This is a genomic window from Limimaricola sp., assembly GCF_016125575.1.
Classification (GTDB): Bacteria; Pseudomonadota; Alphaproteobacteria; order Rhodobacterales; family Rhodobacteraceae; genus WGLM01.
In genome coordinates this window covers 678,597-704,174 of sequence record NZ_WGLM01000002.1, presented here as the reverse complement: position 1 = coordinate 704,174, position 25,578 = coordinate 678,597, and the positions used below count along the sequence as shown (strand labels likewise).

Here is a 25,578-nt window from a genome sequence, read left to right as displayed (position 1 = left end):
ACGCGTTGCCGCAAGGCAGCACAACGGGGCCACGCATGACACAGGACCGCGTTCTTGCCGGCGTCGTCCTGATGCTGGGCTTCTGCGTCACCGGCCCGCTGATCGACGTCTTCTCGAAACTTGCCGCGCAGACCCTGCCGGTGGGCGAGGTGACCGGCGCGCGCTTCGTCGTGCAGGCAGCACTGATGCTGCCGCTCTGCATCCTTGGCGGTCATGGCCTGCGGATGGGGCCGGGCGTACTGGGGCGGCTGACCCTGCGCGCGGTCTTCCTCATCGCGTCAACCTATTGCTTCGTCGCGGCCATCTCGGTGATGCCGCTGGCTGATGCGCTGGCCATCGTTTTCGTCGAGCCTTTCCTGATCCTGCTGCTCGGCTGGGCGCTTTTCGGCGATGCGGTCGGGCCGCGCCGGATCGGAGCTTGCGTGGTGGGCTTTGGCGGCGCGCTTCTGGTGATCCAGCCCAGCCTCGATACGTTCGGCCCCGTGGCTCTCTTCCCGCTGGGCACGGCGCTTTTCTTTGCACTCTATATGCTGGTCACGCGCGCGCTGCGGGGCATGCACCCGGTCCCGATGCAGTATCATACCGCGTTGATCGGCACCCTGATCTGCGCGCCGGTCATCGCGGCGGCCCACTTCACCCAGTGGCCAACGCTGGCGCCGGCGACGCCACAGGGCATTGCGTGGATCTGGCTAGGCGGCGTCGGCGTCGCCTCGGCAGTGGCGCATATGCTGGTCACCTATGCCCTGCGTTTCGCGCCCTCGGCCACTCTCGCGCCGCTCCACTATCTCGAGATCGTCAGCGCGGCGACTTTGGGGTACCTTGTCTTCGGCAATTTCCCCGGCCCTCTGACATGGACGGGGATCGGCGTCATCACCGCCTCGGGTCTCTACATTATCCAGCGGGAACGTCGCGGGATCGTGCGCGACCTTGTGGCGGGCCCAACCGCCGACTGACGGCCGATCATTCGCCGCGCGCGGGCCAGCGTGCCGCCACGGGCATGGCCGCCACCACAACGGGCAACGCAGAGCGCGGCAGGATCACCAGCAGGCAGGGCGCATCCGGGCGCAGGCGCACCGGACCGCAGACCGCGTTCGAGGTGCCGATCGCCCGGTCAGGTGCCATTGCAAGCCCGTCGGTGGGCCAGCGCAACCCTTCCGAGGCGGCCATGACTGCACCAAAGGGAAAGAGCGAGAATGCCGAGCCTTCGGGCAGGCTCAGTTCCAGCGAAGGCGGCGCGAGAAAGACCAGCGTCTCGGCTCCCACCACCACGCAAGGACGGTCTGGATGGCAGACAAGACCGTGCAACACCGCAAGTTCATGGTCGATCCGGCCACCGGTAAAGCCTGCTGCAATGACCAGCGGCGCCGCGACATGGCGCAGGGCCTTGTCGAAGTCGGTCGTCACCTGTTCCTCTACCCGGTGCAACCGGTCTGACAGCTGATCGGCCGCCTTGGTGGAGATACTGTCAAGATCACCGATCACCGCTTCCGGGCTCAGGCCCGCGGCCAGCACCGCGTCCGCCCCGGCATCGGCGGCCACCACCTTGCGCCCCGGAACGGCCAGTTCGCGCAGCGCCGAAGAATCGACTCCGGCCCCGCCGACGAGTAAAACCGGTTCCAAGCTGTGAACAATGGCGTGAATCATGACCGGATTGCCAATCTACAGGAAACTTGCCCTGAAACGGCCATGAAATAATACCCCGTCAATCTTGTTCCTGTGCCGGTTTGCGAACCAATTGCTGTTAGACACAGTGTCGGTGGGTTCGGCAGAAAGCGAGCGAAAGATGGTCGGTTCGAACAAGATTCTCACGGTTTCCTACGGCACGTTCTCGTGCACGCTTGAGGGTTTCGACGACTCGTTCGGAACGATGAAGGCGATCGCCGAATACTTCCGAGACCTTGCCGCGGATGACCGTTACTTCGGCGCAGAACCGCCCACCCCCGATGCCGAAATGCTGGCCCGCATCGCCGAACGCGAGATCGACCGCCGGGTCGAGGCACGCAGCGGGGCCGAAGGTATCGTTTTGCGCGTCGGCCAGGACACGACACAGCGCGCGGCGCCTGCCGCTGCTCCTGCCGCTGCCACTGCCCCTGCCAAGAGCGATGTCGAGACGCCCGCGCCCGAACCGATGGCCGACCCCATCGCCGAGGCCGCGCCCGAGGTTGCCGACACCGAGGACGAGATCGCCGCCTTCGTTGCACCCGAGGCCGACGCCGAACCGGAGGCCGTCGCGCCCGAGACCGCCGCACCGGCCGCCCCGATCATGCCGCCCGCCGCCGTCCCGCCCACCGCGGCGGCCACCCGCAAGATCGTGCCGCCCGCCTTTGCCGCGCCCGAGCCCGCAAGTGATGACAGCGTGCTGGCCAAGCTGCGCCGTATCCAGGCCGTCGTGGGCAAGTCCGGACAAGAGATGGCGCCTGACGGTTACACCGAAGACCTTGCCGTGCCGGCCGTCGCCGAGGCTTCGCCGGAACCGATCGTCGCGCCGGCCGCTGACCGGCCCGCCGAAGAGACCGTTGACGAGGCTCCTGCAGCCGCCCCCGAAGTGGCGCCTGAGCAGACACCTGAGGCGGTCATCGCCGAGGACGTGGACCAGAAGGCCGATGACAGCGACGAGCCTGCCGATAAGGCAGAGGACGATTCGGCTGACGAGGAACCGACACCGGCCGCCCGTTTGGCCCGGCTTGTGCGCATGAAGCAGACCGACTTCGAAATGGCCGTCGCGGCCGGCCGCCTTGCTCCGATGGACGAGGACGAGGACGACGATACTGCGACCGGGGCAGATCCCGAACCGGTCGACGAGGACGCTGCGGACGAGACGGTTGCCGCCATCGATGCGGTGGCCGACGCCCCTGCCTTTGTCGATGACGAGGTCGCAACCGACAACACCCCCGCGGAGGAAACTGCCGCCGAAGACACCGCGCCGGAAGAAGCTTCGACCGACGATGTCGTCGCCGAGGATACGGTCGCTGAGGACACCGTTGCCGAGGATACGGTCGCCGACGACACCACGGCCGACGATGTACCGGTCGAGGACGATGCGGAAGAGGATGACGCAGTCGCGGCGCAGGCCGAGACTGACGAGGAAATCGATGCTGTCGGGGCCGACATTGCCGACGCCGAAGTCGCCACGTCTGACGACGATGATGCAGAGGTCGAACTCCTTGTTGGCGAATTTGTTGATGAAAACGACACCGTGGCCGACGAGGACGATCACGAAGACATCCCCGCCGCCGCGCGCGCCGATCTTGACGGTATCGACGAGTATTCCGACCTTGCCTCGCAGGCCACGGGCACCCAAACCCTCGCCCCCGAGGACGAGGAAGAGTTGCTGCGTGAACTGGCCGCGCTGGAAACCGACCATGCCTCGGAGACGGACGAGCCGGTCAGCGACGACACGCCCGAAGACCAGACCGCGGCCACTGCCGCCCCGGCACCCGAAGCCACCGATGAGCCGGCTGACGAAGCCGCAGATGACGCCGATGACGCCGCCGCTGCGACTGGCCCGGGCCGTACCCGGCTGGAGGCCGAGCCGGCGGTCGACGAGGTCGCAGTTGACCGGATCATGACGCAGACCGATGCCGAGCTGAATACCCCCGAATCCAGCCGCCGTCGTGACGCGATTGCCCAGCTCAAGGCCGCCGTCGCCGCGACCGAGGCTGCCCGCCGCATGGGCGAGGCCGCACATGACGGGCGCACGGACGAAAGCCCCTTCCGCGAGGATCTGCGCAAGGTTGTTCGGCCGCAACCGGTCGCCGCCGACCCCGAGCGTTCGCAGAACCGCCCGGACCGCCCCCGCACGGAGCGGCCGCGCCCGGCGCCCCTGAAACTGGTGGCCTCTCAGCGCGTCGATCAACCTGCTGACGCCGCCCCGGCGCGCCCCGCTGCCCCGGTCACACCGCGCCGCGTCACCGTGGAACCCGCAATCGCCACGCCGCGGGGCCCGATGGCCGACAGCTTTGCCGAATTTGCCGCACAGGCCGGCGCCGTCAGCCTGCAAGACCTGCTTGAGGCCGCGGCCGCCTACACGTCATTCGTGGAAGGAACGGGCGAGTTCTCGCGTCCGCAGATCCTCAAGCGCGTGCAGCAGGCCATCCCCGAACCGCTGAGCCGCGAAGACGGGCTGCGGGCTTTTGGCACGCTCTTGCGTCAGGGCCGCATCGCCCGCACCGGCAATGGCCGGTTCGAGGTGGCCGCCGATACCCGCTTTCGCCCCGAACCCCGCGCCGCGCGCGGCTAAGGACGACCCCTAGCAAGGAAAACGCCCGGCCCGTCAAACGGCCGGGCGTTGTTCATTTCGGAACTGGCATTTCTCCAGGCGTCACGTCGGCTCGCCAAACCCATCCGCCTTGGGATCAGCGGATCAATCGTCGGTTTGCGGCGCGTCGGGATCGGGTTGGCCGATGCCACGGAACACCGCGCGGAACGGCAGCGCCCAGAGGATTCCCAGCAACACGTAAACCGCCAGTTCCATCCAGAAAGGCGGCCGGCCCAGCGCGTTGAGGATCGTGACCGCCGCAATCACGTAGGCTGGCAAACCCACGATCAGGATCACCAGCGCCCAGCGTTTGCGGGCCTTGTAGCTTAGAGCCATCGGGGCCTCCTTAGTCGGCGAAGGGATCGGTCACCAGGATCGTGTCCTCACGCTCGGGCGAGGTTGATACCAGTGCGACCGGGCACTGGATCAGTTCCTCGATTCGGCGCACATACTTGATGGCCTGTGCCGGCAGGTCGGCCCAGCTGCGCGCGCCCGCGGTCGAGCCCTGCCAACCCTCGATCGTTTCGTAGATCGGCGTGACCCGGGCCTGCCGGTCCGACGCGGTCGGCAGGTAGTCCAGCACTTCACCGTCGAGCGAATAGCCCACGCAGATCTTCAGCTCCGGCAATCCGTCCAGCACATCCATCTTGGTCAGCGCGATCCCCTTGACCCCCGACAGCGCGCAGGTCTGGCGCACCAGTACCGCGTCGAACCAGCCACAGCGGCGCGCGCGACCCGTGACGGTGCCCTTCTCGTGGCCTACGCGGGCCAGATGCTCGCCCACGTCGTCGAACAGTTCGCAAGGAAACGGCCCCTCGCCAACGCGCGTTGAGTAGGCCTTGACGATACCCAGCACGAACCCCACCGATCCCGGCCCCATGCCGGTGCCGCTGGCAGCCATGCCCGACAGCGTCGTCGAGGATGTAACGAAAGGATAAGTGCCGAAATCCACGTCCAGCAGCGAGCCCTGCGCGCCTTCGAACAGGATGCGCTTGCCCGCCTTGCGCTCTTCGTTCAGCACCTTCCAGACCGGCGCGGCATAGGGCAGGATCTTAGGCGCGATCTCGAGAAGCGCGGCCTTGAGCGCATCGCCATCGATTTCCGGCAGGTCAAGTCCGCGACGAAGTGCGTTGTGATGGGTAAGCAGACGCGCGATGCGGCTGTCGAGTGTCGCGCTGTCCCCAAGATCGGCCACACGGATCGCGCGGCGCCCCACCTTGTCCTCGTAGGCCGGGCCGATGCCGCGCCCGGTTGTGCCGATCTTGGCCACGGCGTTGGAGCTTTCGCGCGCCCGGTCCAGTTCGCCATGCAGCGGCAGGATCAGCGGCGCGTTCTCGGCGATCATTAGGTTTTGCGGGCTGACCTGCACGCCCTGCATCGCGATCTTGTCAATTTCAGAGAGCAGCGCCCACGGGTCCAGCACCACGCCATTGCCGATGACGCTCAGCTTGCCCGCCCGCAGGATGCCCGAGGGCAGCAGCGACAGCTTGTAGACAACGCCGTCGATCACCAGCGTGTGGCCGGCATTGTGGCCGCCCTGGAACCTGGCGATGACGTCGGCCCGCTCGCTCAGCCAGTCGACGATTTTGCCCTTGCCCTCGTCACCCCATTGGGTGCCGACAACCACCACGTTCGCCATTGCCTGTCCTTGCCTTGCGAAAACCCCGCGCCCCTATACCGCCCCTGCCGGGCAGACGAAACCGCAATCTGGGGCAGTACCGGGGCCGGTCAGGCTGGACAGCGGCATCAGGCTTTCGCATTCTGGCGCTGGTTTCAGGTGGACCGGGGGCGGGGAGACACGGCACATGGGATTTGTCTGGCGCTGGATATTCGCCTTCGCGCTGCTTGCGGTGACCTACAACCCGACGCAAGTGAACTACATCCGTTGGGCCCAGGCACAATATCAGGCGCAACTGCCACTCGTGGCGCTTGCCGGGCTTTTGCTGTTGGTGGGTTATATCGTCTACCTTCGCGCTACCGTCCGCTCGATCGGCATCTTCGGGGTGTTGCTGACCATGGCAGTGATCGGCACCGCGGTTTGGGTGCTTTACGATCGCGGGGTGATCAGCCTTTCTGACCCCACCGCCAACACATGGATTGCGCTTTTTGCGCTGTCGGTGGTGCTTGCCATCGGCCTGTCCTGGAGCATCGTGCGGCGCAAGCTCAGCGGCCAGCTGGACGTCGACGACCACGACGATACCTGATCACGGCAACCGGGGGCCCCGCGCGAGGCCCCCGGGCCATGGCAGCTAGCCCAGCAGCCGCTTCAGTTTCGCAAGGGCGCGCGTGTCGCCCTCGCCATAGCCTATGGGCTCGAACAGGCGGCCCTGCGCGTCGAACAGGAACAGCGTGGCGGTATGGTCCATGCCATAGTCGCCCCCCGTGCCGGGCACCTTCTGGGCATAGACGCGGAACGCCCTGATCGCCTTGGCAATCTCCTCGCTGCTGCCCGACACGCCCACCACGCCCGGCACCCAGCTGACGTAGCTTTTCAGCATCGCAAGCGAATCCCGCTCGGGATCGACGGTGATGAAGAAGACCCGCAACTGCTTGCCATTTTCACCCAGCGCCTCCTGCCAGGTCAGGATATCGCCCAGCGTGGTCGGGCAGACATCGGGGCAATGGGTATAGCCGAAATAGACCGCCGAAGGTGCCCCCTTCAGGCTGTCGAAGGTGAAGGGCTTGCCGTCGGTCGTCTCCAGCCGGTAGTCGCCCTGCCCGAAGGTATCGGCGATCGAGGTGTTGAGCGCCGGAAACAGCAGCAGCCGCGCCCCGACGAGGATAACCAGCAGGAGGCTGAGACCGACCAGGGCAAGGCGCAGGGCGCGCGGCATCAGTTCGCGCTCGACGCCGGGGCGGCCATGCCCGCGTTGCCGTCCATCGTCCCCATGCCTTGCATGCCGGGCATCGCGCCGGGCGCGGTGGCGTTGGGGGCGCCGATCATCAACGGCACGACGACGCTGCCCGCCTTGGCGAATGTCAGCGTCACGTCGACCATCTGCCCTTCGACCAGCGGCCCCTTGAGGTCCATGAACATGACGTGAAAGCCGCCGGGTTTGAGCACCACGGTCTGGCCCGCCGGGATCGGCAACCCGCCCTCGAGCTGGCGCATCTTCATCACCTGCCCGTCCATCTTCATCTCGTGCACCTCCATGTGCCCGGCAAGGTCCGAGGCGGCGCCGATCAGCGTATCGTCTTCGGTGCCGGTGTTCTGGATGGTGACGAAGCCGCCCGCGACGGGGGCGCCGGGCAGCGTGGCGCGGGCAAAGCCGCCGGTCAGGACCAGCGGTCCAAGAGTGATCGGCGCGCCCTGCGCCATCTCTGCAGGCGCGTCTTGGGCGGTGGCAAGGGCAGGAAGGCCGGCCAGCGCAAGGCTGACGGCGACGGCGTGAAAGAACTTCATGTTGTTGGTCCTCTGAGGATGTTCGACGTTGCAGATCGCACCGCCACGGCAGGGCCGGGCGGGCAAGGCGGCCGCCGGAACCGGCTGGCCGCGACGGATCAGAGCGTCGTCAGAGGGGGCGCGCGAGGTGGCGGCTGCAAGGCCAGCGGCAAGCGAACCGGGATGGCACGGGCCGTCGCAGCCACCGTCAGCGCCCGCGGCGCAAGGTCGGGCCGCGCCACCCAGGCAGCGGGCAGGTCGGTGCCGGTATCGACGGCGCAAGCCTGCGTCATCACCCGGTCGATCAGCGCCTGGCCGTTCTTGCCGCAAAAATCGGCCGCCGTCGCGCCCATCGCCAGAGCCTCGGCCACCGCCAGATCGGCGGTGCTTGGCGCCCCGCGGGCGGCCAGCCCCAGCGCCCCGCCAAGGCCCAGGACCGCGACGAGAACGAGATTGACGACAAACTGGCGCAAGGCGGCGGTCATGACGATCTTGTGACCCGCCCGCGCGCCGCCTGCAAGCGACAAGAGCGCGCAGTCCGCGCCCGCTTCGTGCCTGCCCTTCCGTTCTTGCGCCGCAATTGCCGGCCCGCCGAGGCCGGATCATCGCCCGCTTGGGGCAAACAGGGCTTGCGGCGCGGGCGGTCTGCTTCTAGAACCCGCCCGGTCCGCAAGCCAAAGGCCGAGCCACATGGAAAACGTCGTCCTCGTCATTCATCTCGTGCTGGCGCTCTGCCTGATTGGCATCGTTCTGCTGCAGCGCTCCGAAGGTGGCGGATTAGGCATGGGTGGCGGCGGCGGGGTGATGTCGGCCCGTGGCGCAGCCACCGCGCTGGGCAAAGCCACATGGATTCTCGCGATCGGTTTCATCGCCACGTCGATGGCGCTGACGGTGATCGCGGCGCAGAAATCGGCCGGGTCCTCGGTCGTCGACCGCAGCCTGCCGACCACGACGCAGGCACCGGCCACCGACACGGGCGGCACAACCGGCACGACGCCGTCGCCCGCGGACCTGTTGCCGCCAGCACCCGCTAATTCCGACTCGCCCTTGGTGCCGCCCGCCCCGGCGCCAGCACAGGACAGCGGCAGCACACAGCCAACCACGACGGCACCTGACACGACAACGACTGCGCCCGCGACGACCTCGACCGATACCACCGCGCCGGCCCCGGCGACGGCCCCCGCGACGGACACAAACACCACCGCGCCCAGCGCACCTGCGGCAAACTGACCACAATTTGTTGGAGGAGCGCTGCCTTCTCCAACATCATCTAGCCTGAGCGGTTGCGGGGGCGGGGCGAGTCGGGGTATAGTCAAATCCCGTGATGCTGCGATCCCAACCGGATCGGACGCCCACAGATTCGGACCATTCACGGGGGATCCCAGCCCATGGCGCGCTATATCTTCATTACCGGCGGCGTCGTGTCATCGCTGGGCAAGGGCCTTGCCTCTGCGGCGCTGGGGGCGCTGCTGCAGGCGCGCGGGTTCTCGGTGCGGCTGCGCAAGCTTGACCCATATCTCAACGTCGATCCCGGCACGATGTCGCCCTTCGAGCATGGCGAGGTTTTCGTGACCGACGACGGCGCGGAAACCGACCTCGACCTCGGCCATTACGAACGCTTCACCGGCGTCGCCGCACGCAAGACAGACAGCGTATCGTCGGGCCGGATCTATTCCAACGTGCTGGAGAAGGAGCGGCGCGGCGACTACCTGGGCCGCACGATCCAGGTGATCCCGCACGTCACCAACGAGATCAAGGACTTCCTCAAGGTGGGCGCCGACGAGGTCGATTTCATGCTGTGCGAGATCGGCGGCACGGTCGGCGACATCGAGGGGCTGCCCTTCTTCGAGGCGATCCGCCAGTTCGGGCAGGACATGCCGCGCGGCCAATGCATCTACATGCACCTCACGCTGCTGCCCTACCTTGCCGCCAGCGGCGAGTTGAAGACCAAGCCCACCCAGCACAGCGTGAAGGAACTGCGCGCCATCGGCATCGCGCCCGATGTGCTGGTCTGCCGCTCGGAACATCCCATCCCGGAGCGCGAGCGGGAAAAGATCGCGCTCTTTTGTAACGTCCGCAAGGATGCGGTGATCGCGGCCTATGACCTGACGTCGATCTACGAGGCGCCGCTGGCCTACCACGCGCAGGGGCTGGACCAGGCGGTGCTCGACGCCTTCGGCATTTCGCCCGCGCCGCGCCCCAACCTCGCCCGCTGGGAAGACGTGATGGACCGCCTGACCCATGCCGAGGGCGAAGTGCGCGTGGCCATCGTGGGCAAGTACACGCAGCTGGAAGACGCCTACAAATCCATTGCCGAAGCGCTGACCCATGGCGGCATGGCCAACCGCGTCAGGGTCCGCGCCCAATGGATCGATGCCGAGATCTTCGACCGCGAGGACGCCGCGCCACATCTGGAAGGCTTTCACGCTATCCTTGTGCCCGGCGGCTTTGGCGAGCGCGGCACCGAGGGCAAGATCAAGGCGGCCGAATTCGCCCGCACCCATAACGTGCCCTATCTCGGCATCTGCCTTGGCATGCAGATGGCGGTTATCGAGGCCGCGCGCAACGTGGCCGGCGTGGCCAAGGCGGGTTCGGAGGAGTTCGACCACGAGGCGGGCGAAAAGCGGTTCGAGCCGGTGGTCTATCACCTCAAGGAATGGATCCAAGGCAACCACGTCATCGCCCGCAAGAGCGATGACGACAAGGGCGGCACGATGCGGCTGGGCGCCTATTCGGCGGTGCTCGATGCCAGTTCGAAAGTGGCCGAGATCTATGGCGCCACGCAGATCGAGGAGCGCCACCGCCACCGCTACGAGGTGGATACCAAGTACCGCGACCGGCTGGAAAAGGCGGGGCTGAAATTCTCGGGCATGTCGCCCGACGGCCGCCTGCCCGAAATCGTCGAATGGCAGGGCCATCCGTGGTTCATCGGCGTGCAGTTCCATCCCGAGCTGAAATCCAAGCCCTTTGCGCCGCATCCGCTCTTTGCCGATTTCGTGCGCGCCGCGGTCGAGACCAGCCGGCTGGTCTGACGACGGCTGCCGATGGCGGGGGGCTGTCTGCCCCCCGGGCCCCGTTTCGGGGCCTCCCCCCGAGAGTATTTGGTGCTAGAAGAAGAGGGTTTGGGGGATGCTGTCCTATCAACACGGCTTTCACGCGGGCAACCTGGCCGACGTGCACAAGCATGCGTTGCTGGCATGGGCGCTGGCCTACATGACCGCCAAGGACAAGCCGCTGAGCTATATCGAGACGCATGCCGGCCGGGGCCTTTATCGGCTGGACGACGCGATGGCGCTGAAGACCGGCGAGGCGGCACAGGGGATAGGCCGGGCCGAGGGCTGGTTCGACGCAGATCACCCTTACACGCGCGTTCTGACCGCGGTGCGCGCGGCGCACGGGGGCATGGCCTATCCCGGCTCGCCCCTTGTGGCGGCGATGAGTCTGCGAGCCACGGACCGGATGCGGCTGGCCGAACTGCACCCGCAGGAAGTGGCGGCGCTGCGCGAAACCTTTGCAGGGCATGATGCGGTGATCGAACAGCGCGACGGGCTGGAAATGGCGCTTGCCACGGTGCCGCCTACGCCGCGACGGGGGCTGATGCTGATCGATCCCTCGTGGGAGGTGAAAGCCGATTACGAGACAATCCCGAAGCTTCTGGTCCAGGTCGCACGGCGCTGGCCGGTCGGCGTCCTGATGCTGTGGTATCCAATCCTGGAGGGCGCACCGCATGCCCCGATGCTGCGGACCCTGATGGCGGCCTTTCCCGACGCCTTGTCGCACGCGGTGCGCTTTGCCCCTGCCCGGCCCGGTCACCGGATGACCGGGTCGGGCCTTTTCATCGTCAATCCGCCCTATGGTCTTGCGCAGGAGGCGGCGCGTCTCAGCCCGCTCTTTGCTGCGCTTCCGGCGCAATCGTGAGGCAGCGGGCCCTTTTCGCCGGGCGCGGATCGTGACAAGAGAGATGCCATGTTCGGCGACCTGATCCGAAAATTGACCCAACCGGCGCCGGCGCCGCTCGCCTCGGGCGATGCGCGGCTGGCGCTTGGGGCGCTGCTGGTGCGCATCGCGCGGGCCGACGGCGACTATGCCACCGACGAACAGGTGCGCATCGACAAGGTGCTGGCCGGGCGTTACGCGCTGTCGCCCTTCGAGGCCGCGGCGTTGCGTCGCGATTGCGAGGCGCTGGAGGCGGAGGCGCCCGATACCGTCCGCTTCACCCGCGCGATCAAGGATGCAGTGGCCTACGAAGACCGCGTTGCCGTGATAGAGGCGATGTGGGACGTGGTGCTGGCCGACGGCATCCGCGATGCCGAGGAAGACAGCCTGATGCGGATGATCGCGCCGCTGCTGGGCGTGGCCGATCAGGACAGCGCGCTGGCGCGCCAGCGGGTCGAGGCGCGCCGCGGATGATCGCCAGCCTGCCCATGTATGACCGGCCCGAAAACATGGCCGCACATGATGCGCTTTGGGCGCTCATCCGTAACGGGCTGCGCGACCGCGGGCTTGATGCGCCTGACGCGTTGGACCGCGCGACCGACCATATGGAGGGCTGGGGGCGGCCCGATCTCGTGCTGGGCCAGATCTGCAACCTGCCCTACCGCGCCCTCTTCCGTGATCGCGTGACGGCCATCGGCTGCGCCGATTACGGCCTGTCCGACACGCCCGCCGGTCATTACCGGTCGCTTTTCGTGGTGCGCGAAGATGACCCGGCCAAGCGGCCCGAGGACTGCGACGGCTACCGCCTTGCCTACAACGAGGGGATGTCGCAATCGGGCTGGGGCACCGCCTGGGCCTGGTCGCAGGCGCGCGGGATGACGCTGCGGCCCGCGCTGCAGACCGGCGCGCACCGGGCCAGCGTGGCCGCCGTGGCCGAAGGCCGGGCCGATTGGGCCGCCGTCGACGCGATCAGCTTTCGCAACATGGCCGGGCGCGATCCGGGCGCGGCGCGGCTGCGGGTGATCGGGCGCACCGATCCTTCGCCGGGGATGACCTTCATCACCCGCCCCGGCCAGAACCCGGCCCCCTATTTCGCGGCCATCTCGGACGCCATCGCCGCCCTGCCCGCCGAACACCGCGACGAGATCGGGCTCAGGGCCATCGTCGCGCTGCCTCCCAGCGCCTATGACCTGCCCCTGCCGCCAAACCCTGCCTCACTGCCACTTTGAGCAGCACAGACTGCCGAATCGGGCGCTGGGGTGCCCCGCATTCGCAGATTGAACATGGACAAGGGACGAAGAATCCGCACAACTGTCCCGAAACGGGGAAGCTGCCGTGACCGAGACTGCCGCGAAGACGTCCAACGTCATCGAGATCCATAACCTGCACAAGGCCTATGGCGCGCTGGAAGTGCTCAAGGGCGTGGATATTGCCGCGCCGGCCGGCCACGTGGTGTCGCTGATCGGCTCGTCGGGCTCGGGAAAATCCACGCTGCTGCGCTGCGCGAACCTGCTGGAGGACAGCCAGCAAGGCGAGGTGATCTTTCAGGGCGAGCCGGTGAAGTGGCGCGGCGAGGGCCCGCATCGGCGGCCCGGCGACCGGGCGCAACTGATCCGCATCCGCACCAACCTGTCGATGGTGTTCCAGCAGTTCAATCTCTGGGCCCATATGACCATTCTGCAGAACGTGATGGAGGCACCGGTTACGGTGCTCAAGCGCGACAAGGCCGAAGTGGAAACCGCCGCGCGCGGCTATCTCGACAAGGTCGGGATCGGCGACAAGGCGGACGCCTACCCGGCGATGCTGTCGGGCGGCCAGCAGCAGCGTGCCGCCATCGCGCGCGCGCTCTGCATGGAGCCGCAGGCGCTGTTGTTCGATGAACCCACCTCGGCGCTGGACCCCGAGCTGGAACAGGAAGTTGTCAAGGTGATCAAGGCGTTGGCCGAGGAAGGCCGCACGATGATCCTTGTCACCCATGACATGAGACTGGCAGCCGACGTAAGCGATCACGTCGTCTTCCTGCACAAGGGCCGCATCGAGGAGCAGGGCGACCCAGCCCGACTTTTCGGCAGCCCGCAAACCGAGAGGCTGCGGCAGTTCCTTTCCGCAACTGCCCCGGCCTGACAACTACGACACCAACGGGAGAGACCCATGAAGAAACTGATACTGAGCCTTGCCGCGCTTGCCTTGTCGGCAGGCATGGCCGCGGCGCAGACCGACCCCAGCGTCGTCCGCCTGGCGACCGAGGGCGCCTACCCTCCGTACAACTTCATCAACGACAAGGGCGAGGTCGACGGCTTCGAGCGCGAACTGGGCGACGAGCTGTGCAAGCGCGCCGAGCTGAACTGCACCTGGACGACGAACGCCTGGGACAGCATCATCCCCAACCTCGTCTCGGGCAACTATGACGTGATCATTGCGGGCATGTCGATCACGCCCGAGCGTGAGCAGGTCATCGCCTTCTCCGACCCCTACACCCAGCCCGATCCCAGCGCCTTCCTGGCCAAGACCGGCAATACCGATTTCATGACCGGCACCATCGCCGCGCAAACCGGCACCATTCAGGCCGCCTACGTGACCTCGAACATGCCGGGTGCCAGCCTGCTGGAATTTGCCACCGCCGATGAAACCGTGGCGGCGGTGAAGAATGGCGAGGCGGACGCGGTGCTGGCCGACAAGGCCTATCTGCAGCCCATCGCGGATGCCGATCCGGACCTCGCCATCGAAGGCGGCGATCAGCTGATCGGCGGCGGCGTGGGCCTTGGCATGCGCCAGTCCGACACCGAGCTGAAGGCCAAGTTCGATGCGGCCATCCAGTCGATGAAGGCCGATGGTTCGCTCAACGCGATGATCAAGAAGTGGCTGCCGGATTCGGCCCCCTTCCCGTCCTGATCAAACCCCTCGCCGGGGGGCGGGCACGCCCTGCCCCCCGGCCCGTTCATGCCGCCCCATATTCCTGACCCACGGGTGTTCCCATTTTCGGTTTCTGCGATAACCCAGACACCTTGGGCCAGATGGCCTGGCTTGGCTGCTACCTGACAACGCCCAAACACATGGCGCTGTGGGAATCGCTGGGCACCGTCCTGCTTCTTTTGGCAATTACCGCACCTGCCGCGTTGTTGATGGGCTTTGGCGGCGCCTCGGCCGCACGCAGCCGCATCCCGCCCCTGCGCTGGATCGGCAAAACCTATATCGCGCTGGTCCGTGGCGTGCCCGATATCGCCTTCTTCCTGTTCTTCGTGATCGCGCTGGATCAGGGCATTGAATATGCCCGCCAGTTGATCCTTTGCCCCGACTGGCACGAGCCTGTGCGTCAGGGCAACGATTTCATCGTCTGCCCCGCGGCCAAGATGCCGCCCGGTACCGCCTCGGCCTTCGTACATGCCGCCTACAGCTTTGCGCTTGCCGTCATCACCTTCGCCATCGTCTTTGGCGCCTTCGCCGCCAACGTGCTTTACGGGGCAATGCAGGCGGTCCCGCGGGCACAGATGGAAACCGCCGAGGCCTATGGCATGTCGCATCGGCAAGCCTATTGGCGGGTGCTGGTGCCGCAGATGTGGGTCTATGCGCTGCCGGGCCTGTCGAACCTGTGGATGGTGCTGATCAAGGCCACGCCCCTGCTGTTCCTGCTGGGTGTCGAGGATATCGTCTATTGGGCGCGCGAACTTGGCGGTGCCAAGACGCCGATGTTCACCAGCTATCCGCACGCTGACTGGCGTGTCTGGTACTTCGCGGGGCTGCTGATCTTCTACCTGCTCTTCACCCGTGCATCCGAACTGGTGCTGGACCGGATCATGGCGCGGCTGACCTTCGGGCAGGCCACCACGGCAGGCGAACGGCAACGCAAGGGGGCCGCATGACCTGCTGGGAGACGTTCCTCGCATACGCCTTGCGCAGTCAGGGTATTGGCGAGCACCTTTTGCCGCGCACCGATTTCACCATCTGCCAACAGGTCGTGCTGATCGGCTCGGGCATGATCTGGAACATCTACTTCGGGGCGGTGGCGCTGTTTCTGGGCTTTTTTTTGGCCACCGCGCTGGCGGTGGCGAAGGGCTCGCGCCATATCTGGCTGCGCAAGCCCGCCTCTTGGTTCATTTTCGTCTTTCGCGGCTCGCCGCTATTCGTGCAGTTCTTCTTCGCCTACTTCCTGTTTCTGGCGCTGAAGAACCAGTACCCCATCTTTTCGCCCTTCTCGGCGGCATGGCTGGGCGCGCTGGTGGTGCTGTTCTTCAACACCGCCGGTTACGCCGGCGAGATCTTCTACGGCGCGCTGCAGTCCATCCCCAAGGGCGATGTCGAAGCGGCGGATGCCTACGGCATGTCGGGCTGGCGGCGGTTTCGCCGGGTGATCTGGCCCACGCTGCTGCGGCTGGCCTGGCCCGCCTATACCAACGAAGCGATTTTTCTCTTCCAGTCCACGACGCTGGTCTTCTTCTCGGGCTTCCCGGCGGCCGGCCAGATGGGTGATGCGCTCTATTACGCCAAGTATTTCGCGGACAAGACCTTCAACCCCTTCGTGCCCTACCCGATTCTGGCGGGCTATTTCATCCTGCTGACGCTGGCGATCACGGCGCTGTTCGGCGCGATCAACACCCGGCTGAACCGGCACCTGCCCAAGGATCGCCGCCCCCGCTTGCGCTTCCGCCCGCAACTGCTGCGCTGAGCCTGCTTGCCCAGCGGCGGGCGGCGGGATAATATGATCAAAATCAAACCTGCGGGTGCTTCATGAAAATCGGGATCCTCACGACCGGCCATGCCCCGGACGAATTGCGCGCGGATCATGGCGATTATGCCGACCTCTTCCAGCGCCTGCTGAAGGACAAGGGGTTCTCGTTCGTCAATTACGATGTCGTCGATATGGAGTTTCCGGCCGACGTGCACGACTGTGACGGCTGGCTGGTGACCGGCTCGCGCCACGGTGCCTACGAGGATCACCCCTTCATCCCGCCGCTGGAGGCGTTCATCCGCGCCACCTACGAGGCCGAGGTGCCGATGGTCGGCATCTGCTTCGGCCACCAGATCATCGCGCAGGCGCTGGGTGGCAAGGTCGAGAAGTTCAAGGGCGGCTGGGCGGTGGGCCGGCAGGTTTACGACTGGCAGGGCCAGCCCGTGGCGCTGAACGCCTGGCACCAGGACCAGGTCGTCATCAAGCCGCCCGAGGCGCAGGTCTGCGCCAGCAACGAATTCTGCGAGAATGCCGCGCTGGTCTATGGCCACCGCGCCTTTACCGTGCAGGCCCACCCCGAATTCAAGTCCGACTTCGTCGCGGGCCTTGCCGCGGCGCGCGGCAAGGGTGTTGTCCCCGATGCCCAGCTTGCCGAAGTCGCCAACCAACTTCATGCGCCGATCGACGATGTGCGTCTTGCCAGTCAGATCGCCGCGTTCTTCAAGACAAGAGAGATCACCCCATGAGCTGGACCGACAAGATCCCCGCCGCCGCGCGGGCCTATATCGATAAGAACCGCCTCGACGAGGTCGAATGCATCATCGCCGACCTGCCCGGCATCGCCCGCGGCAAGGCCGTGCCCGCCGCCAAGTGGGAACGCCAGCAATATTTCCACCTGCCCAACTCGATCTTCTTCCAGACGATCACCGGCGACTGGGGCGAGGCCGCGGGGCCCGAGGGCTTTCTCGAACCCGACATGACGCTGCGCCCGGACCTGTCGACGGCCACCGCCGCGCCCTGGACCGCCGACGGCACGCTGCAGGTGATCCACGACGCCTATGACCAGAAGGGCCGCCCCGTGGGCGCCAGCCCGCGCAACGTGCTCAAGCGGGTGGTCGAGCTTTACAAGAAAGAGGGCTGGACCCCGGTCGTCGCGCCCGAGATGGAGTTCTACCTTGTGGGCCGCAACGTGGACCCGGCAAAGGCGATCGAGCCGATGATGGGCCGCACCGGGCGCCCTGCCGCTGCACGGCAGGCCTATTCGATGACCGCGGTCGACGAATACGGCCCCGTCATCGACGACATTTACGAATATGCCGAGATCCAGGGGTTCGAGATCGACGGCATCACGCAGGAAGGCGGCGCCGGCCAGCTTGAGATCAACTTGCGCCACGGCGACCCGGTGAAACTGGCCGACGAGGTGTTCTATTTCAAACGGCTGATCCGCGAGGCGGCGCTGAAGCATGATTGCTTCGCCACCTTCATGGCCAAACCCATCGCCGACGAGCCCGGCAGTGCGATGCACATCCACCACTCGGTGGTGGACGACAAGGGCAAGAACATTTTCACCGGCCCCGGCGGCGGCGAGACCGATGCCTTCTTCCACTTCATCGGCGGGTTACAAGAACACATGCCCAGCGTGATCGCCGTGATCGCGCCCTACGTGAACAGCTACCGCCGCTACGTGCGCAACCATGCCGCCCCCATCAACCTTGAATGGGGCCGCGACAACCGCACAACGGGCATCCGCATTCCCATCTCCGATCCCTCCGCCCGGCGCATCGAAAACCGGCTGGCCGGGATGGACTGCAACCCCTACCTCTGCATCGCCGCCAGCCTTGCCTGCGGCTATCTCGGCATGAAGAACGAGACCTGGGCTGACAAGCGCTATCGTGGCGACGCCTACGAGGCCGAAGACGCGATCCCCGAGGGTCTGTCGGATGCGCTCGATCTCTTCGAGGCGGCCAAGGATGTGCACGAGGTGCTGGGAACGGAATTTGCGCGTGTCTATTCCATCGTCAAGCGGACCGAGTATTCCGAGTTCCTGCAGGTCATCAGCCCGTGGGAGCGTGAGCATCTGCTGCTGAACGTATGACGGCGCTGACCCGCAACGACCGGCCGGGCGCCTACCCGCCCAGCTGGTACGCCGCCACCGCCCAGATCGCGCCCGAACGTGCGCCCCTTCAGGGTGCCGCGCGGGCCGATGTCTGCGTTGTCGGCGCAGGCTTTACCGGGCTCCATGCGGCGCTGACGCTGGCGGAAAAGGGCCTGAAGGTCATCGTGCTGGAGGCGCATCGCGCGGGCTGGGGCGCCTCGGGGCGCAATGGCGGGCAGGTGGGCTCAGGCTTTCACCACGACCAGCGCTGGATCGAGGCGCAGGTGGGGCGCGAGCGGGCCCATGCCCTGTGGGCGCTGGCCGAGGAAGGCAAGGCGATGGTCCGCGATTTCTGCGCCGCCCACGCGCCCGAGGCGCGGTTCCGCCCCGGCATCGTCTCGGCTGCCTATTCCGCGTCCGAGGCAGCCGACCTGCACCGCGACGCCGCCCACCTGGCCGAGGATTACGCCTATCCCCACATCGCCCCGCTGGACCGCGACGAAATCCGAGCGCTGGTGCAGACGCCGCTATACCACGGCGGCTGGATCGACCGCGACGCGGGCCATGTCCACCCTTTGCGCTACGTGCTGGCGCTGGCCGCGCGGGCCGAAGCGGCGGGTGTCACGATCCACGAGCGCAGCACCGTCACCGGGATTGCGCAAGGCAAGGTCGCGCGCGTCCGCACCGAAGCGGGCGAGGTTGTGACCGACCATGTCATCCTTGCCGGCAACGGCTATCTGCCGGGCCTCGACCGCGGCTATGCCGCGCGCGTCCTGCCCTTCAACAGCTTCATCGCCGCGACCGAACCGCTGGGCGATCTGGCGCCCAAGGTGCTGGCCGAGGACGTGGCCGTTTTCGACAGCCGCTGGGTGGTCAACTACTACCGCCTGTCCGAGGACGGGCGGATGCTGTTCGGCGGGCGCGCGGCCTGGGGGCTGACCTTCCCCAAGGACATCACCAGCAAGCTGCATCAGCGCATGGTGCGGATGTTCCCGCAACTGGCCGGCGCGAAGGTGTCTCATGGTTGGGGCGGCACGCTGGGCATCACCCGAACCCGCCTGCCGGTGGTGATGCGGGTGGGTGCCAACATCGTCGCCGCGGGCGGCTATTCCGGGCATGGCGTGGCGCTGGCGGGCCTTGCCGGCCGGGTGATGGCCGAGGCCGTTGCCGGTCAGGCGGGCCGGTTCGATGCTCTGGCCGCCCTGCCTTCGCCCCCCTTCCCCGGTGGCGCGGCGCTGCGCAGCCCGCTGATGCTGCTGGGCATGGGCTGGTTCTCGCTGCGCGACAAGCTGGGCGTCTGAACACGCAACTGTCATGGCAATGTCAAATGGTTGATGTTAGGATTTCCCGAAAGCAAGTTTCAGGAAATCAGAAGAATGATCCCTTCCCAGACCCAGGCCGAAGCCATCCCCGCCGCCGCGATGGACGAGATCGCCCGCTTGCTGCAAACGGGCGACCTGTTCCGCTACACCTCCGACGCCTCGCCCGTCAGCCTGCTGGAGGCCGAGTTTGCAGCCCTTTTGGGGGCGAAATATGCGCTGGCCGTGTCGTCCTGCTCTGCCGCGCTGTTCCTGTCGATGAAGGCGCTGGACCTGCCCGCGGGCGCGCGCGTGCTGATCCCGGCCTTCACCTTTGCCGCGGTGCCCTCGGCGGTGGTCCATGCCGGCTGCATGCCCGTGCTGGCAGAATGCGGCGATGACCTGCGCCTCGACATGGGTGACTTTGGCGCCAAGCTGCCGGGCTGCGCCGCCGTCATCATCAGCCACATGCGCGGCCATACCTCGGACATGGACGCGATCATGGCGCTCTGCGACGCTGCCGGGGTGCCAGTGATCGAGGATGCAGCGCATTCGCTTGGCACCACCTGGGCCGGGCAGAACATCGGCACGCTGGGCCGCGTCGGCTGTTTCTCGTTCCAGAGCTACAAGATGGTCAACGCCGGCGAAGGCGGCATCCTGATTTCCGACGATCCCGACCTGATCGCGCGTGCCGTCATCATGTCCGGCGCCTACGAGCATAACTGGAAGAAGCACCCGGTCCTGCAGACGGCCTTTGCCCGGCATCAAAACCGCCTGCCGCTTTATAACCTGCGGATGAACAGCCTGTCGGCTGCGGTGATCCGCCCGCAACTGCCCGCGCTGGCGCGCCGCGTGGCCGACGGGCGGCGCAATCACGACCATGTCGCGTCGCGGCTCAACGCCTCGCCCTGGTTCGCGGTGCCGCCCGCGCTGCCGCAGGAAGTGCGCGCGCCCGACTCCATCCAGTTTCTGATGAGCGGCCTCGACGCGGGACTTGCGCCGGCGCTGACACGTACCGCGGCCGCGAGTGGCGTTACCCTGCAGGTCTTTGGCCAAAGCACCGACAATGCGCGCGCCTTCTGGAACTGGCAATTCCTTGGCCCCGTGCCCGATCTGCCCAAGACGCGCGCCATGTTGATGCGCACCTGCGACCTGCGGCTGCCCGTGCAACTGTCATTGGCCCAGTGCGATGCGCTGGCCGATGCGGTGCTGGAGGCGGCCGCGGAAGTGGCCCGCGACCAAAGCGCCGCGGCCTGACCTGACTATTCCGGCGCGCTGGCCACCGTCAGAGCGCCTTCCAGCCAAGGCAAGTCGCGCAACGCGGGTGCCACGATCAGGTCCTGCAACAACGGCCGGATCCGTCCGGCGATGTCGCTGGGCAGATCGCCCAGAATGCCTCGCCGCGCGGTCAATGCGATCGACCGCGAAAGCGGCGCAAACGGTAGGGGCAGCACCTCGACCTGCGCACGAAATCGCTGCGCGCGCAGCCAGCCCAGCGGCGTCAGGATGGTCCAGCCCGCACCGGCGGCGACCATCGCCATGATCGCGTGATAACTGTCCAGCTCGAACCGGTGCGACAACAGCAGGTTATGCCGCGTCAGGTGCCCGGCGATCAGCCGGCCCATGTAGTGACGGGTGGTGTACTGGATCAGCGGCATCCTCCGCAGCTGGCGCAGCGTGTCTGCCGCGCTTACTGCGCCCTTGGGCACCGCGGCGATAAAGGGTTCGGTCATCAGGGCGTGGTATTCAAGGTCGTCCCCCGCTAGGCCCATGTCAGCCGCCACAACCAGATCAAGTGCCCGGGCATCGAGCAGATCAAACAGCCTGTGCGTCGCCCCCGTTTCCAACAGGAACTGACAGTTCTTCCAGCTTTCGGCCATGCCGGTCAGCAGGCGCGGCGTGACGTCGGCATCGAAGTCCTCGATCATGCCAAGGCGGAACCGCGTCAGGCGCGAGGGATCGGCCATTGCCAGTTCAGCGCGGGCCTGATCGGCCTCGTTCAGGATCGCGTTTGCGCGGCGCAAGAACATCGTGCCCGCCGGGGTCAGCGTGATCGGCCGTCCACCGCGATCCAGCAGCGACGCCCCTATCGCGCCCTCAAGGTTTGTCAGTTGCTGGCTGACGGTGGCGACTGAGGTGCCAAGCCGCCGGGCCGCGGCCGAAATCGACGCCTCCTCGGCGGTGGCGACAAACACCTCGACACCCCAAAGCGTGATCCGTCCCGCGCTGCGCGCCATGTCCCGTCCCCTGACCTGTGCCGGTCAGGCTAGGGTGATTGCGCGGGGCCCGCAATGGGGCCATTCTGGCCCCATGGACAGGACCGGACATTGCCTGTGCGGCGCGACACGGTATCGCTTCGATCCGGCGGCGGTGCGCTGGCAGGGCCTGTGTCATTGCGAAAGCTGCCGCAGGTCGACAGGTGCGCCGGTCGTGGGCTGGATCGGCCTGACGGATGGCGGCTGGGCGTGGAACGGGCAGGCACCGGGCCGCTATGCCTCGTCCCCCGGGGTCATGCGAACGTTCTGCACGACCTGTGGCACGCCGCTAAGCTTTGCCAGCGCCCGCTGGCCGGGCGAGACGCATTTCCTCGCCGCAACGCTGGAGGATCCCGCCGATTTCCAGCCAACCGATCATTTCTATTCGAACGAGGGGCTGCATTGGGCGCCTATCGCCGACGCCCTGCCCCGCCACGAAGCGGCCGAGGCTTAGCGGCCCATTTTCGACAGTTTCGCCTGCAACTCGGCCAGTTGCTTCTTGATCGCATCAAGGTCGTCGTCCTCGGCCTCGCGGGCCTTGGGCGTCGCTGCGCCAAGCGCGCCGGTCATCGCCTTGAAGAACGCGGCCTGCTGCGCCTGCATCGCTTCGAACCCGGGCATCTTGGCCATCGGGTTCACCTTGCTCATGTTGTCCATGATCGTCGACTGGCCCTCGCGCAGCATCTCGAAGCTGGCGGCCAGAAACTGCGGCACGATCGAGCCGGCCTGCGTGGTATAGCTGCGCACCAGATCGGTCAGGACGTCCACGGGAAGCATGCTTTCGCCCTTGCTTTCGTGCTCTGCGATGATCTGCAGCAGGTATTGCCGCGTCAGGTCGTCGCCCGATTTCAGATCCACGATCTGCACTTCCCGCCCGGCCCGGATGAAGGACGCGATATCCTCGAGGGTAACGTAGTCGCTGGTCTCGGTATTGTAGAGGCGGCGGCTGGCGTAGCGCTTGATCAGAAGCGGCTTGTCGGTCTCGGCCACGGCATCCCTCCTCGGGCGATGTTGCGGTGCAGAGAAGCCTATGCCGCCATTGCACGAAATGAAAGCGACAAACGAAAAGAGGCGGACCGCATCATGCGGCCCGCCCCAGTCGTGGCCCAACCCCGGGGAGGACGGGGCCGGGTCGGATATCTCCGCTTACTTCGCGGCGGCGCTGACCTTCTTGGCGGCGGCGGTGACATCGTCGCTGGCCTTCTTGGCAGCGGCGGTCATGTCCTCGGACATGTCCTTGCCGGCAGCCATCATCAGCTCCATCGTTTCCGACTGCAGCTTTTTGGCGATCTCGGCGAAGGCGGCCATGTGCTCGGCAGCGGATTCGGCCGACGCGGTGGCGAAATCGGTCATCGCTTTGGCATAGTCGGCCGGTTCGGCCTTGGCTTTGGTCATTTCGGCCATCTTGGACAGGGTGTCCTGGGTCCACTTGGCGCTCAGCGCGGTCGATTTGGTGGCGGCGTCAAGCGCGGTCGCCGACAGCTTTTCAGCCATCGTGGTTTGCGATTTGAAGGCACCTTCGAAGGCTTTGGTGTCAACCGGGAACGCGCCCAGCATGTCCTTGAAGATCGAGGTGAAGTCTTGGGTCTTGGTGGCCATGATCGTAACCTTTCGAGTTTATGCGGCGGCGGGAGGATGCCGTCTGTGTGATGACAAGAATATGTGTGCTGCAGCGCAGCATTTCAAGAGTTTTTTCTGCACTGCAGCATGAACTTCCTGCGCAGTTTCAGGGGCGCAGCAATATCAGGCACTTGCAGCATTCCCTTGGGGAAACCCGGCCGGCGCTCAGCTTTCGGGGACCGATGTGACGTAGGTTCCGGGGGCCGGTGCCAGCGGCGGATGGCGCGAATCACCGGGCTCTCGGGCCTCGACCATCGGGCCGGATCGCTGCGCCAGCCAGTTGCCCCAGAGCGGCCACCACGAGCCTTCGTGCGCCTCGGCCCCCGCCTTCCAGTCCGCGGCCGAAAGCGTCAGGTCGGGGTTGGTCCAATGGCCGTATTTCACCTTGCTGGGCGGATTGACGATGCCGGCGATATGGCCGCTGCCCGACAGGATGAACATCTTCTCCGCCGAACCCATCTGCTGGATGCCGGCATAGCTGGCCATCCACGGCGCGATATGGTCGGTCTCGCAGGCAATGGCGCAAAGCGGCACGTCCACCTCCGAAAGGTGCAGCGTGGTGCCCGCAAGATCGAACCCGTCCGTTGCGAAACGGTTCGCCTGACATAGCCCGCGCAGGTACTCCACCGCCATCTTCGCCGGCAGGTTGGTGCCGTCGCCATTCCAGTAAAGCAGGTCAAACGCGGGGGGCGTCTGGCCCAGCATGTAGTTGCGGATCGCCGGGGCATAAAGCAGGTCATTCGAGCGAAGGAAGCTGAATGTCCGCGACATGAAATAGGACCGCAGCACGCCGCGCGCGTTCACCTCCGCCTCGATCCCGTCGACGAAATCGTTGTCGAGGAACACACCCACCTCGCCCTGATCGCTGAAATCAGTGAGCGTGGTAAAGAACGTGGCCGCGTTGATCGACTTGTCGCCGCGCTGCTTCATCAGCGACAGCGTCAGCGACAGCGTGGTCCCGGCAATGCAGTAGCCCACCACGTTGACCTTCTTGACGCCGCAGATCTCGCGCGCCTGTGCGATCGCAGTCAGGTACCCCTCTTCGATGTAATCGGCCATGCCGACATCGCTGTATTCCGGCCCGGGATTGACCCACGACACCACGAACAGGGTAAAGCCCTGATCGACGATCCATTTGATCAGGCTGTTCTGCGCCTTGAGGTCGAGGATGTAGAACTTGTTGATCCAGGGCGGGAAGATGATCAGCGGTGTCTTGTGCACCTTCTCGGTGGTCGGCGCGTACTGGATCAGCTCGAACATGCGGTTGCGGAACACCACCTCGCCCGGCGTGGTGGCAAGGTTGCCGCCCACCTTGAAGGCGTTCTTGTCCGAGAGCGAGACGACAAGGTCGCCATCGTTGGCTTCGAGATCGGCAATCAGGTTCTTCAGCCCGTCGACAAGGCTTTGGCCGTCCGTCTCCAGCGCGCGGGTCAGCGCGTCGGGGTTGGTGGCAAGGAAGTTTGTCGGGCTGAACATGTCGATGATCTGCTCGCCGAAATAGAACAGCCGCTTGCGCTCTCGCTCGTCCAGCCCTTCCATGTCGCTGATCGCCTTGCGCACGGCTTCGGCGTTGATCAGGAACTGCTGCTTGATGAAGTTGAAATAGGGATTGGTCTGCCACAGCGGGTTGGTAAAGCGGCGGTCCGGCGGGGTTTCGTCCTCGGGCGGGGTCAGCAGGCCGCGCGCCAGCTGCGCTTGGGCAGCCGCGAAATGCGCCATCGCCTTGCCCCAGTACTGCGTCTGATGCTCGATCAGGCGGGCCGGGTTGGTCGCCCATTCCTCCATGTAGGCCGCAGCGGCCTTGGCATAGAGCATGGGGCTCGGCCCCTCCAGCGCGGGCGGCGCTGGCTTTTTGCGCGAAAGCACCGACACAAGCCGGGCATTCAGCCGCTCCAACTCGGCCATGTTCTCTTCGAGCTTGGTCAGGCTCTTTCCGTCGGGCGCGGGGCCGTCGAATTCACTAGTTGTCATGTTAACCTCTTCGGCCTAGTTTGCACCCGCAGCATTGGCGGGGCCCCGAGTCCTCCTTTGCGCTGTAGGCGGCACGGCGCCGCACGAAGGTCAGGAG

Annotated in this window: 27 protein-coding genes; 17 read left to right on the top strand and 10 right to left on the bottom strand. The window is 66.2% G+C overall.

Annotated elements, in window-relative coordinates; translation table 11 throughout:
* The first annotated feature begins 35 nt into the window (after positions 1-35).
* Positions 36-953 carry a DMT family transporter gene (locus GC146_RS04935; RefSeq protein ID WP_291835152.1) on the top strand — a complete coding sequence of 306 codons (918 nt, stop codon included), beginning with the start codon at positions 36-38 and terminating at the stop codon, positions 951-953.
* Positions 954-960: 7 nt separating this feature from the next.
* Here the strand turns inward: GC146_RS04935 and GC146_RS04930 are convergent, their stop codons facing one another.
* Positions 961-1,620 carry a thiamine diphosphokinase gene (locus GC146_RS04930; protein WP_363241076.1) on the bottom strand — a complete coding sequence of 220 codons (660 nt, stop codon included), beginning with the start codon at positions 1,618-1,620 and terminating at the stop codon, positions 961-963.
* 163 nt (positions 1,621-1,783) lie between these two features.
* Between GC146_RS04930 and GC146_RS04925 the strand changes: the two genes are divergently transcribed.
* Positions 1,784-4,240 (top strand): hypothetical protein, encoded by a 2,457-nt coding sequence (locus GC146_RS04925; RefSeq protein ID WP_291835146.1) that lies wholly within the window; start codon positions 1,784-1,786, stop codon positions 4,238-4,240.
* A gap of 123 nt (positions 4,241-4,363) precedes the next feature.
* Here GC146_RS04925 and GC146_RS04920 read toward each other — a convergent pair whose 3' ends face one another.
* Entirely contained in the window at positions 4,364-4,594 is a 231-nt protein-coding gene (locus tag GC146_RS04920) for a DUF2842 domain-containing protein (protein WP_291835145.1), read from the bottom strand.
* 10 nt (positions 4,595-4,604) lie between these two features.
* On the bottom strand, positions 4,605-5,897 hold the full coding sequence (locus tag GC146_RS04915; protein WP_291835143.1) for an adenylosuccinate synthase: 1,293 nt from the start codon (positions 5,895-5,897) through the stop codon (positions 4,605-4,607).
* A 166-nt stretch (positions 5,898-6,063) separates the two neighbouring features.
* Here GC146_RS04915 and GC146_RS04910 point away from each other — a divergent pair, with 166 nt between their 5' ends.
* Entirely contained in the window at positions 6,064-6,462 is a 399-nt protein-coding gene (locus GC146_RS04910; protein ID WP_291835141.1) for a DUF6524 family protein, read from the top strand.
* Between the two features lie 45 nt (positions 6,463-6,507).
* Here GC146_RS04910 and GC146_RS04905 read toward each other — a convergent pair whose 3' ends face one another.
* The 3 genes from GC146_RS04905 to GC146_RS04895 all read right to left on the bottom strand — a co-directional run bounded on the left by GC146_RS04905 (position 6,508) and on the right by GC146_RS04895 (position 8,125).
* Positions 6,508-7,092 carry an SCO family protein gene (locus GC146_RS04905; RefSeq protein WP_291835138.1) on the bottom strand — a complete coding sequence of 195 codons (585 nt, stop codon included), beginning with the start codon at positions 7,090-7,092 and terminating at the stop codon, positions 6,508-6,510.
* Entirely contained in the window at positions 7,092-7,661 is a 570-nt protein-coding gene (locus GC146_RS04900) for a copper chaperone PCu(A)C (RefSeq protein WP_291835137.1), read from the bottom strand. The genes GC146_RS04905 and GC146_RS04900 overlap by 1 nt, the downstream gene beginning before the upstream one ends.
* Before the next feature lie 98 nt (positions 7,662-7,759).
* Positions 7,760-8,125 carry a hypothetical protein gene (locus tag GC146_RS04895; RefSeq protein WP_291835134.1) on the bottom strand — a complete coding sequence of 122 codons (366 nt, stop codon included), beginning with the start codon at positions 8,123-8,125 and terminating at the stop codon, positions 7,760-7,762.
* Positions 8,126-8,330: 205 nt separating this feature from the next.
* Here GC146_RS04895 and secG point away from each other — a divergent pair, with 205 nt between their 5' ends.
* The 13 genes from secG (at position 8,331) to GC146_RS04830 (ending at position 20,892) form a co-directional block, all read left to right on the top strand.
* On the top strand, positions 8,331-8,870 hold the full coding sequence (gene secG, locus GC146_RS04890) for a preprotein translocase subunit SecG (protein WP_291835131.1): 540 nt from the start codon (positions 8,331-8,333) through the stop codon (positions 8,868-8,870).
* A 158-nt stretch (positions 8,871-9,028) separates the two neighbouring features.
* A complete protein-coding gene (locus tag GC146_RS04885; RefSeq protein WP_291835128.1) occupies positions 9,029-10,672 on the top strand; it encodes a CTP synthase in 1,644 nt (547 codons plus the stop codon).
* A gap of 97 nt (positions 10,673-10,769) precedes the next feature.
* Complete coding sequence (rlmJ, locus tag GC146_RS04880) at positions 10,770-11,558, top strand: 23S rRNA (adenine(2030)-N(6))-methyltransferase RlmJ (RefSeq protein WP_291835125.1); 789 nt, start codon at positions 10,770-10,772, stop codon at positions 11,556-11,558.
* 48 nt (positions 11,559-11,606) lie between these two features.
* Positions 11,607-12,050 carry a TerB family tellurite resistance protein gene (locus GC146_RS04875; protein WP_291835123.1) on the top strand — a complete coding sequence of 148 codons (444 nt, stop codon included), beginning with the start codon at positions 11,607-11,609 and terminating at the stop codon, positions 12,048-12,050.
* Entirely contained in the window at positions 12,047-12,805 is a 759-nt protein-coding gene (locus GC146_RS04870; RefSeq protein WP_291835120.1) for a PhnD/SsuA/transferrin family substrate-binding protein, read from the top strand. Before GC146_RS04875 ends, GC146_RS04870 begins: the two co-directional genes overlap by 4 nt.
* Before the next feature lie 106 nt (positions 12,806-12,911).
* A complete protein-coding gene (locus GC146_RS04865) occupies positions 12,912-13,700 on the top strand; it encodes an amino acid ABC transporter ATP-binding protein (RefSeq protein ID WP_291835118.1) in 789 nt (262 codons plus the stop codon).
* A gap of 27 nt (positions 13,701-13,727) precedes the next feature.
* Complete coding sequence (locus GC146_RS04860) at positions 13,728-14,468, top strand: transporter substrate-binding domain-containing protein (protein ID WP_291835115.1); 741 nt, start codon at positions 13,728-13,730, stop codon at positions 14,466-14,468.
* 122 nt (positions 14,469-14,590) lie between these two features.
* Positions 14,591-15,436: an ABC transporter permease subunit gene (locus GC146_RS04855; protein WP_291835757.1), complete on the top strand. Its 846-nt coding sequence runs from the start codon at positions 14,591-14,593 to the stop codon at positions 15,434-15,436.
* Entirely contained in the window at positions 15,433-16,239 is an 807-nt protein-coding gene (locus tag GC146_RS04850; protein WP_291835112.1) for an ABC transporter permease subunit, read from the top strand. Before GC146_RS04855 ends, GC146_RS04850 begins: the two co-directional genes overlap by 4 nt.
* A 62-nt stretch (positions 16,240-16,301) precedes the next feature.
* Positions 16,302-16,988: a type 1 glutamine amidotransferase gene (locus GC146_RS04845; RefSeq protein ID WP_291835109.1), complete on the top strand. Its 687-nt coding sequence runs from the start codon at positions 16,302-16,304 to the stop codon at positions 16,986-16,988.
* Positions 16,985-18,337: a glutamine synthetase family protein gene (locus tag GC146_RS04840; protein WP_291835107.1), complete on the top strand. Its 1,353-nt coding sequence runs from the start codon at positions 16,985-16,987 to the stop codon at positions 18,335-18,337. The genes GC146_RS04845 and GC146_RS04840 overlap by 4 nt, the downstream gene beginning before the upstream one ends.
* A complete protein-coding gene (locus tag GC146_RS04835; protein ID WP_291835104.1) occupies positions 18,334-19,638 on the top strand; it encodes an FAD-binding oxidoreductase in 1,305 nt (434 codons plus the stop codon). Before GC146_RS04840 ends, GC146_RS04835 begins: the two co-directional genes overlap by 4 nt.
* Before the next feature lie 75 nt (positions 19,639-19,713).
* Positions 19,714-20,892, top strand: coding sequence for an aminotransferase class I/II-fold pyridoxal phosphate-dependent enzyme (locus GC146_RS04830; RefSeq protein WP_291835101.1), 1,179 nt, complete (start codon positions 19,714-19,716; stop codon positions 20,890-20,892).
* 5 nt (positions 20,893-20,897) lie between these two features.
* Here the strand turns inward: GC146_RS04830 and GC146_RS04825 are convergent, their stop codons facing one another.
* On the bottom strand, positions 20,898-21,872 hold the full coding sequence (locus GC146_RS04825) for a LysR family transcriptional regulator (protein WP_291835098.1): 975 nt from the start codon (positions 21,870-21,872) through the stop codon (positions 20,898-20,900).
* A gap of 73 nt (positions 21,873-21,945) precedes the next feature.
* Between GC146_RS04825 and GC146_RS04820 the strand changes: the two genes are divergently transcribed.
* On the top strand, positions 21,946-22,344 hold the full coding sequence (locus GC146_RS04820; protein WP_291835095.1) for a GFA family protein: 399 nt from the start codon (positions 21,946-21,948) through the stop codon (positions 22,342-22,344).
* On the opposite strand, the gene phaR is transcribed toward GC146_RS04820, so the two are convergent.
* The 3 genes from phaR to phaC all read right to left on the bottom strand — a co-directional run bounded on the left by phaR (position 22,341) and on the right by phaC (position 25,481).
* Positions 22,341-22,880 carry a polyhydroxyalkanoate synthesis repressor PhaR gene (gene phaR, locus GC146_RS04815; protein WP_291835093.1) on the bottom strand — a complete coding sequence of 180 codons (540 nt, stop codon included), beginning with the start codon at positions 22,878-22,880 and terminating at the stop codon, positions 22,341-22,343. The two genes, GC146_RS04820 and phaR, sit on opposite strands and share 4 nt — an antisense overlap.
* Before the next feature lie 156 nt (positions 22,881-23,036).
* The gene (locus GC146_RS04810) at positions 23,037-23,489 is read right to left on the bottom strand and encodes a Phasin (RefSeq protein ID WP_291835091.1); all 453 of its coding nucleotides are present in this window, start codon (positions 23,487-23,489) and stop codon (positions 23,037-23,039) included.
* A gap of 186 nt (positions 23,490-23,675) precedes the next feature.
* Entirely contained in the window at positions 23,676-25,481 is a 1,806-nt protein-coding gene (gene phaC, locus GC146_RS04805) for a class I poly(R)-hydroxyalkanoic acid synthase (RefSeq protein ID WP_291835089.1), read from the bottom strand.
* Between the last annotated feature and the right edge of the window lie 97 nt (positions 25,482-25,578).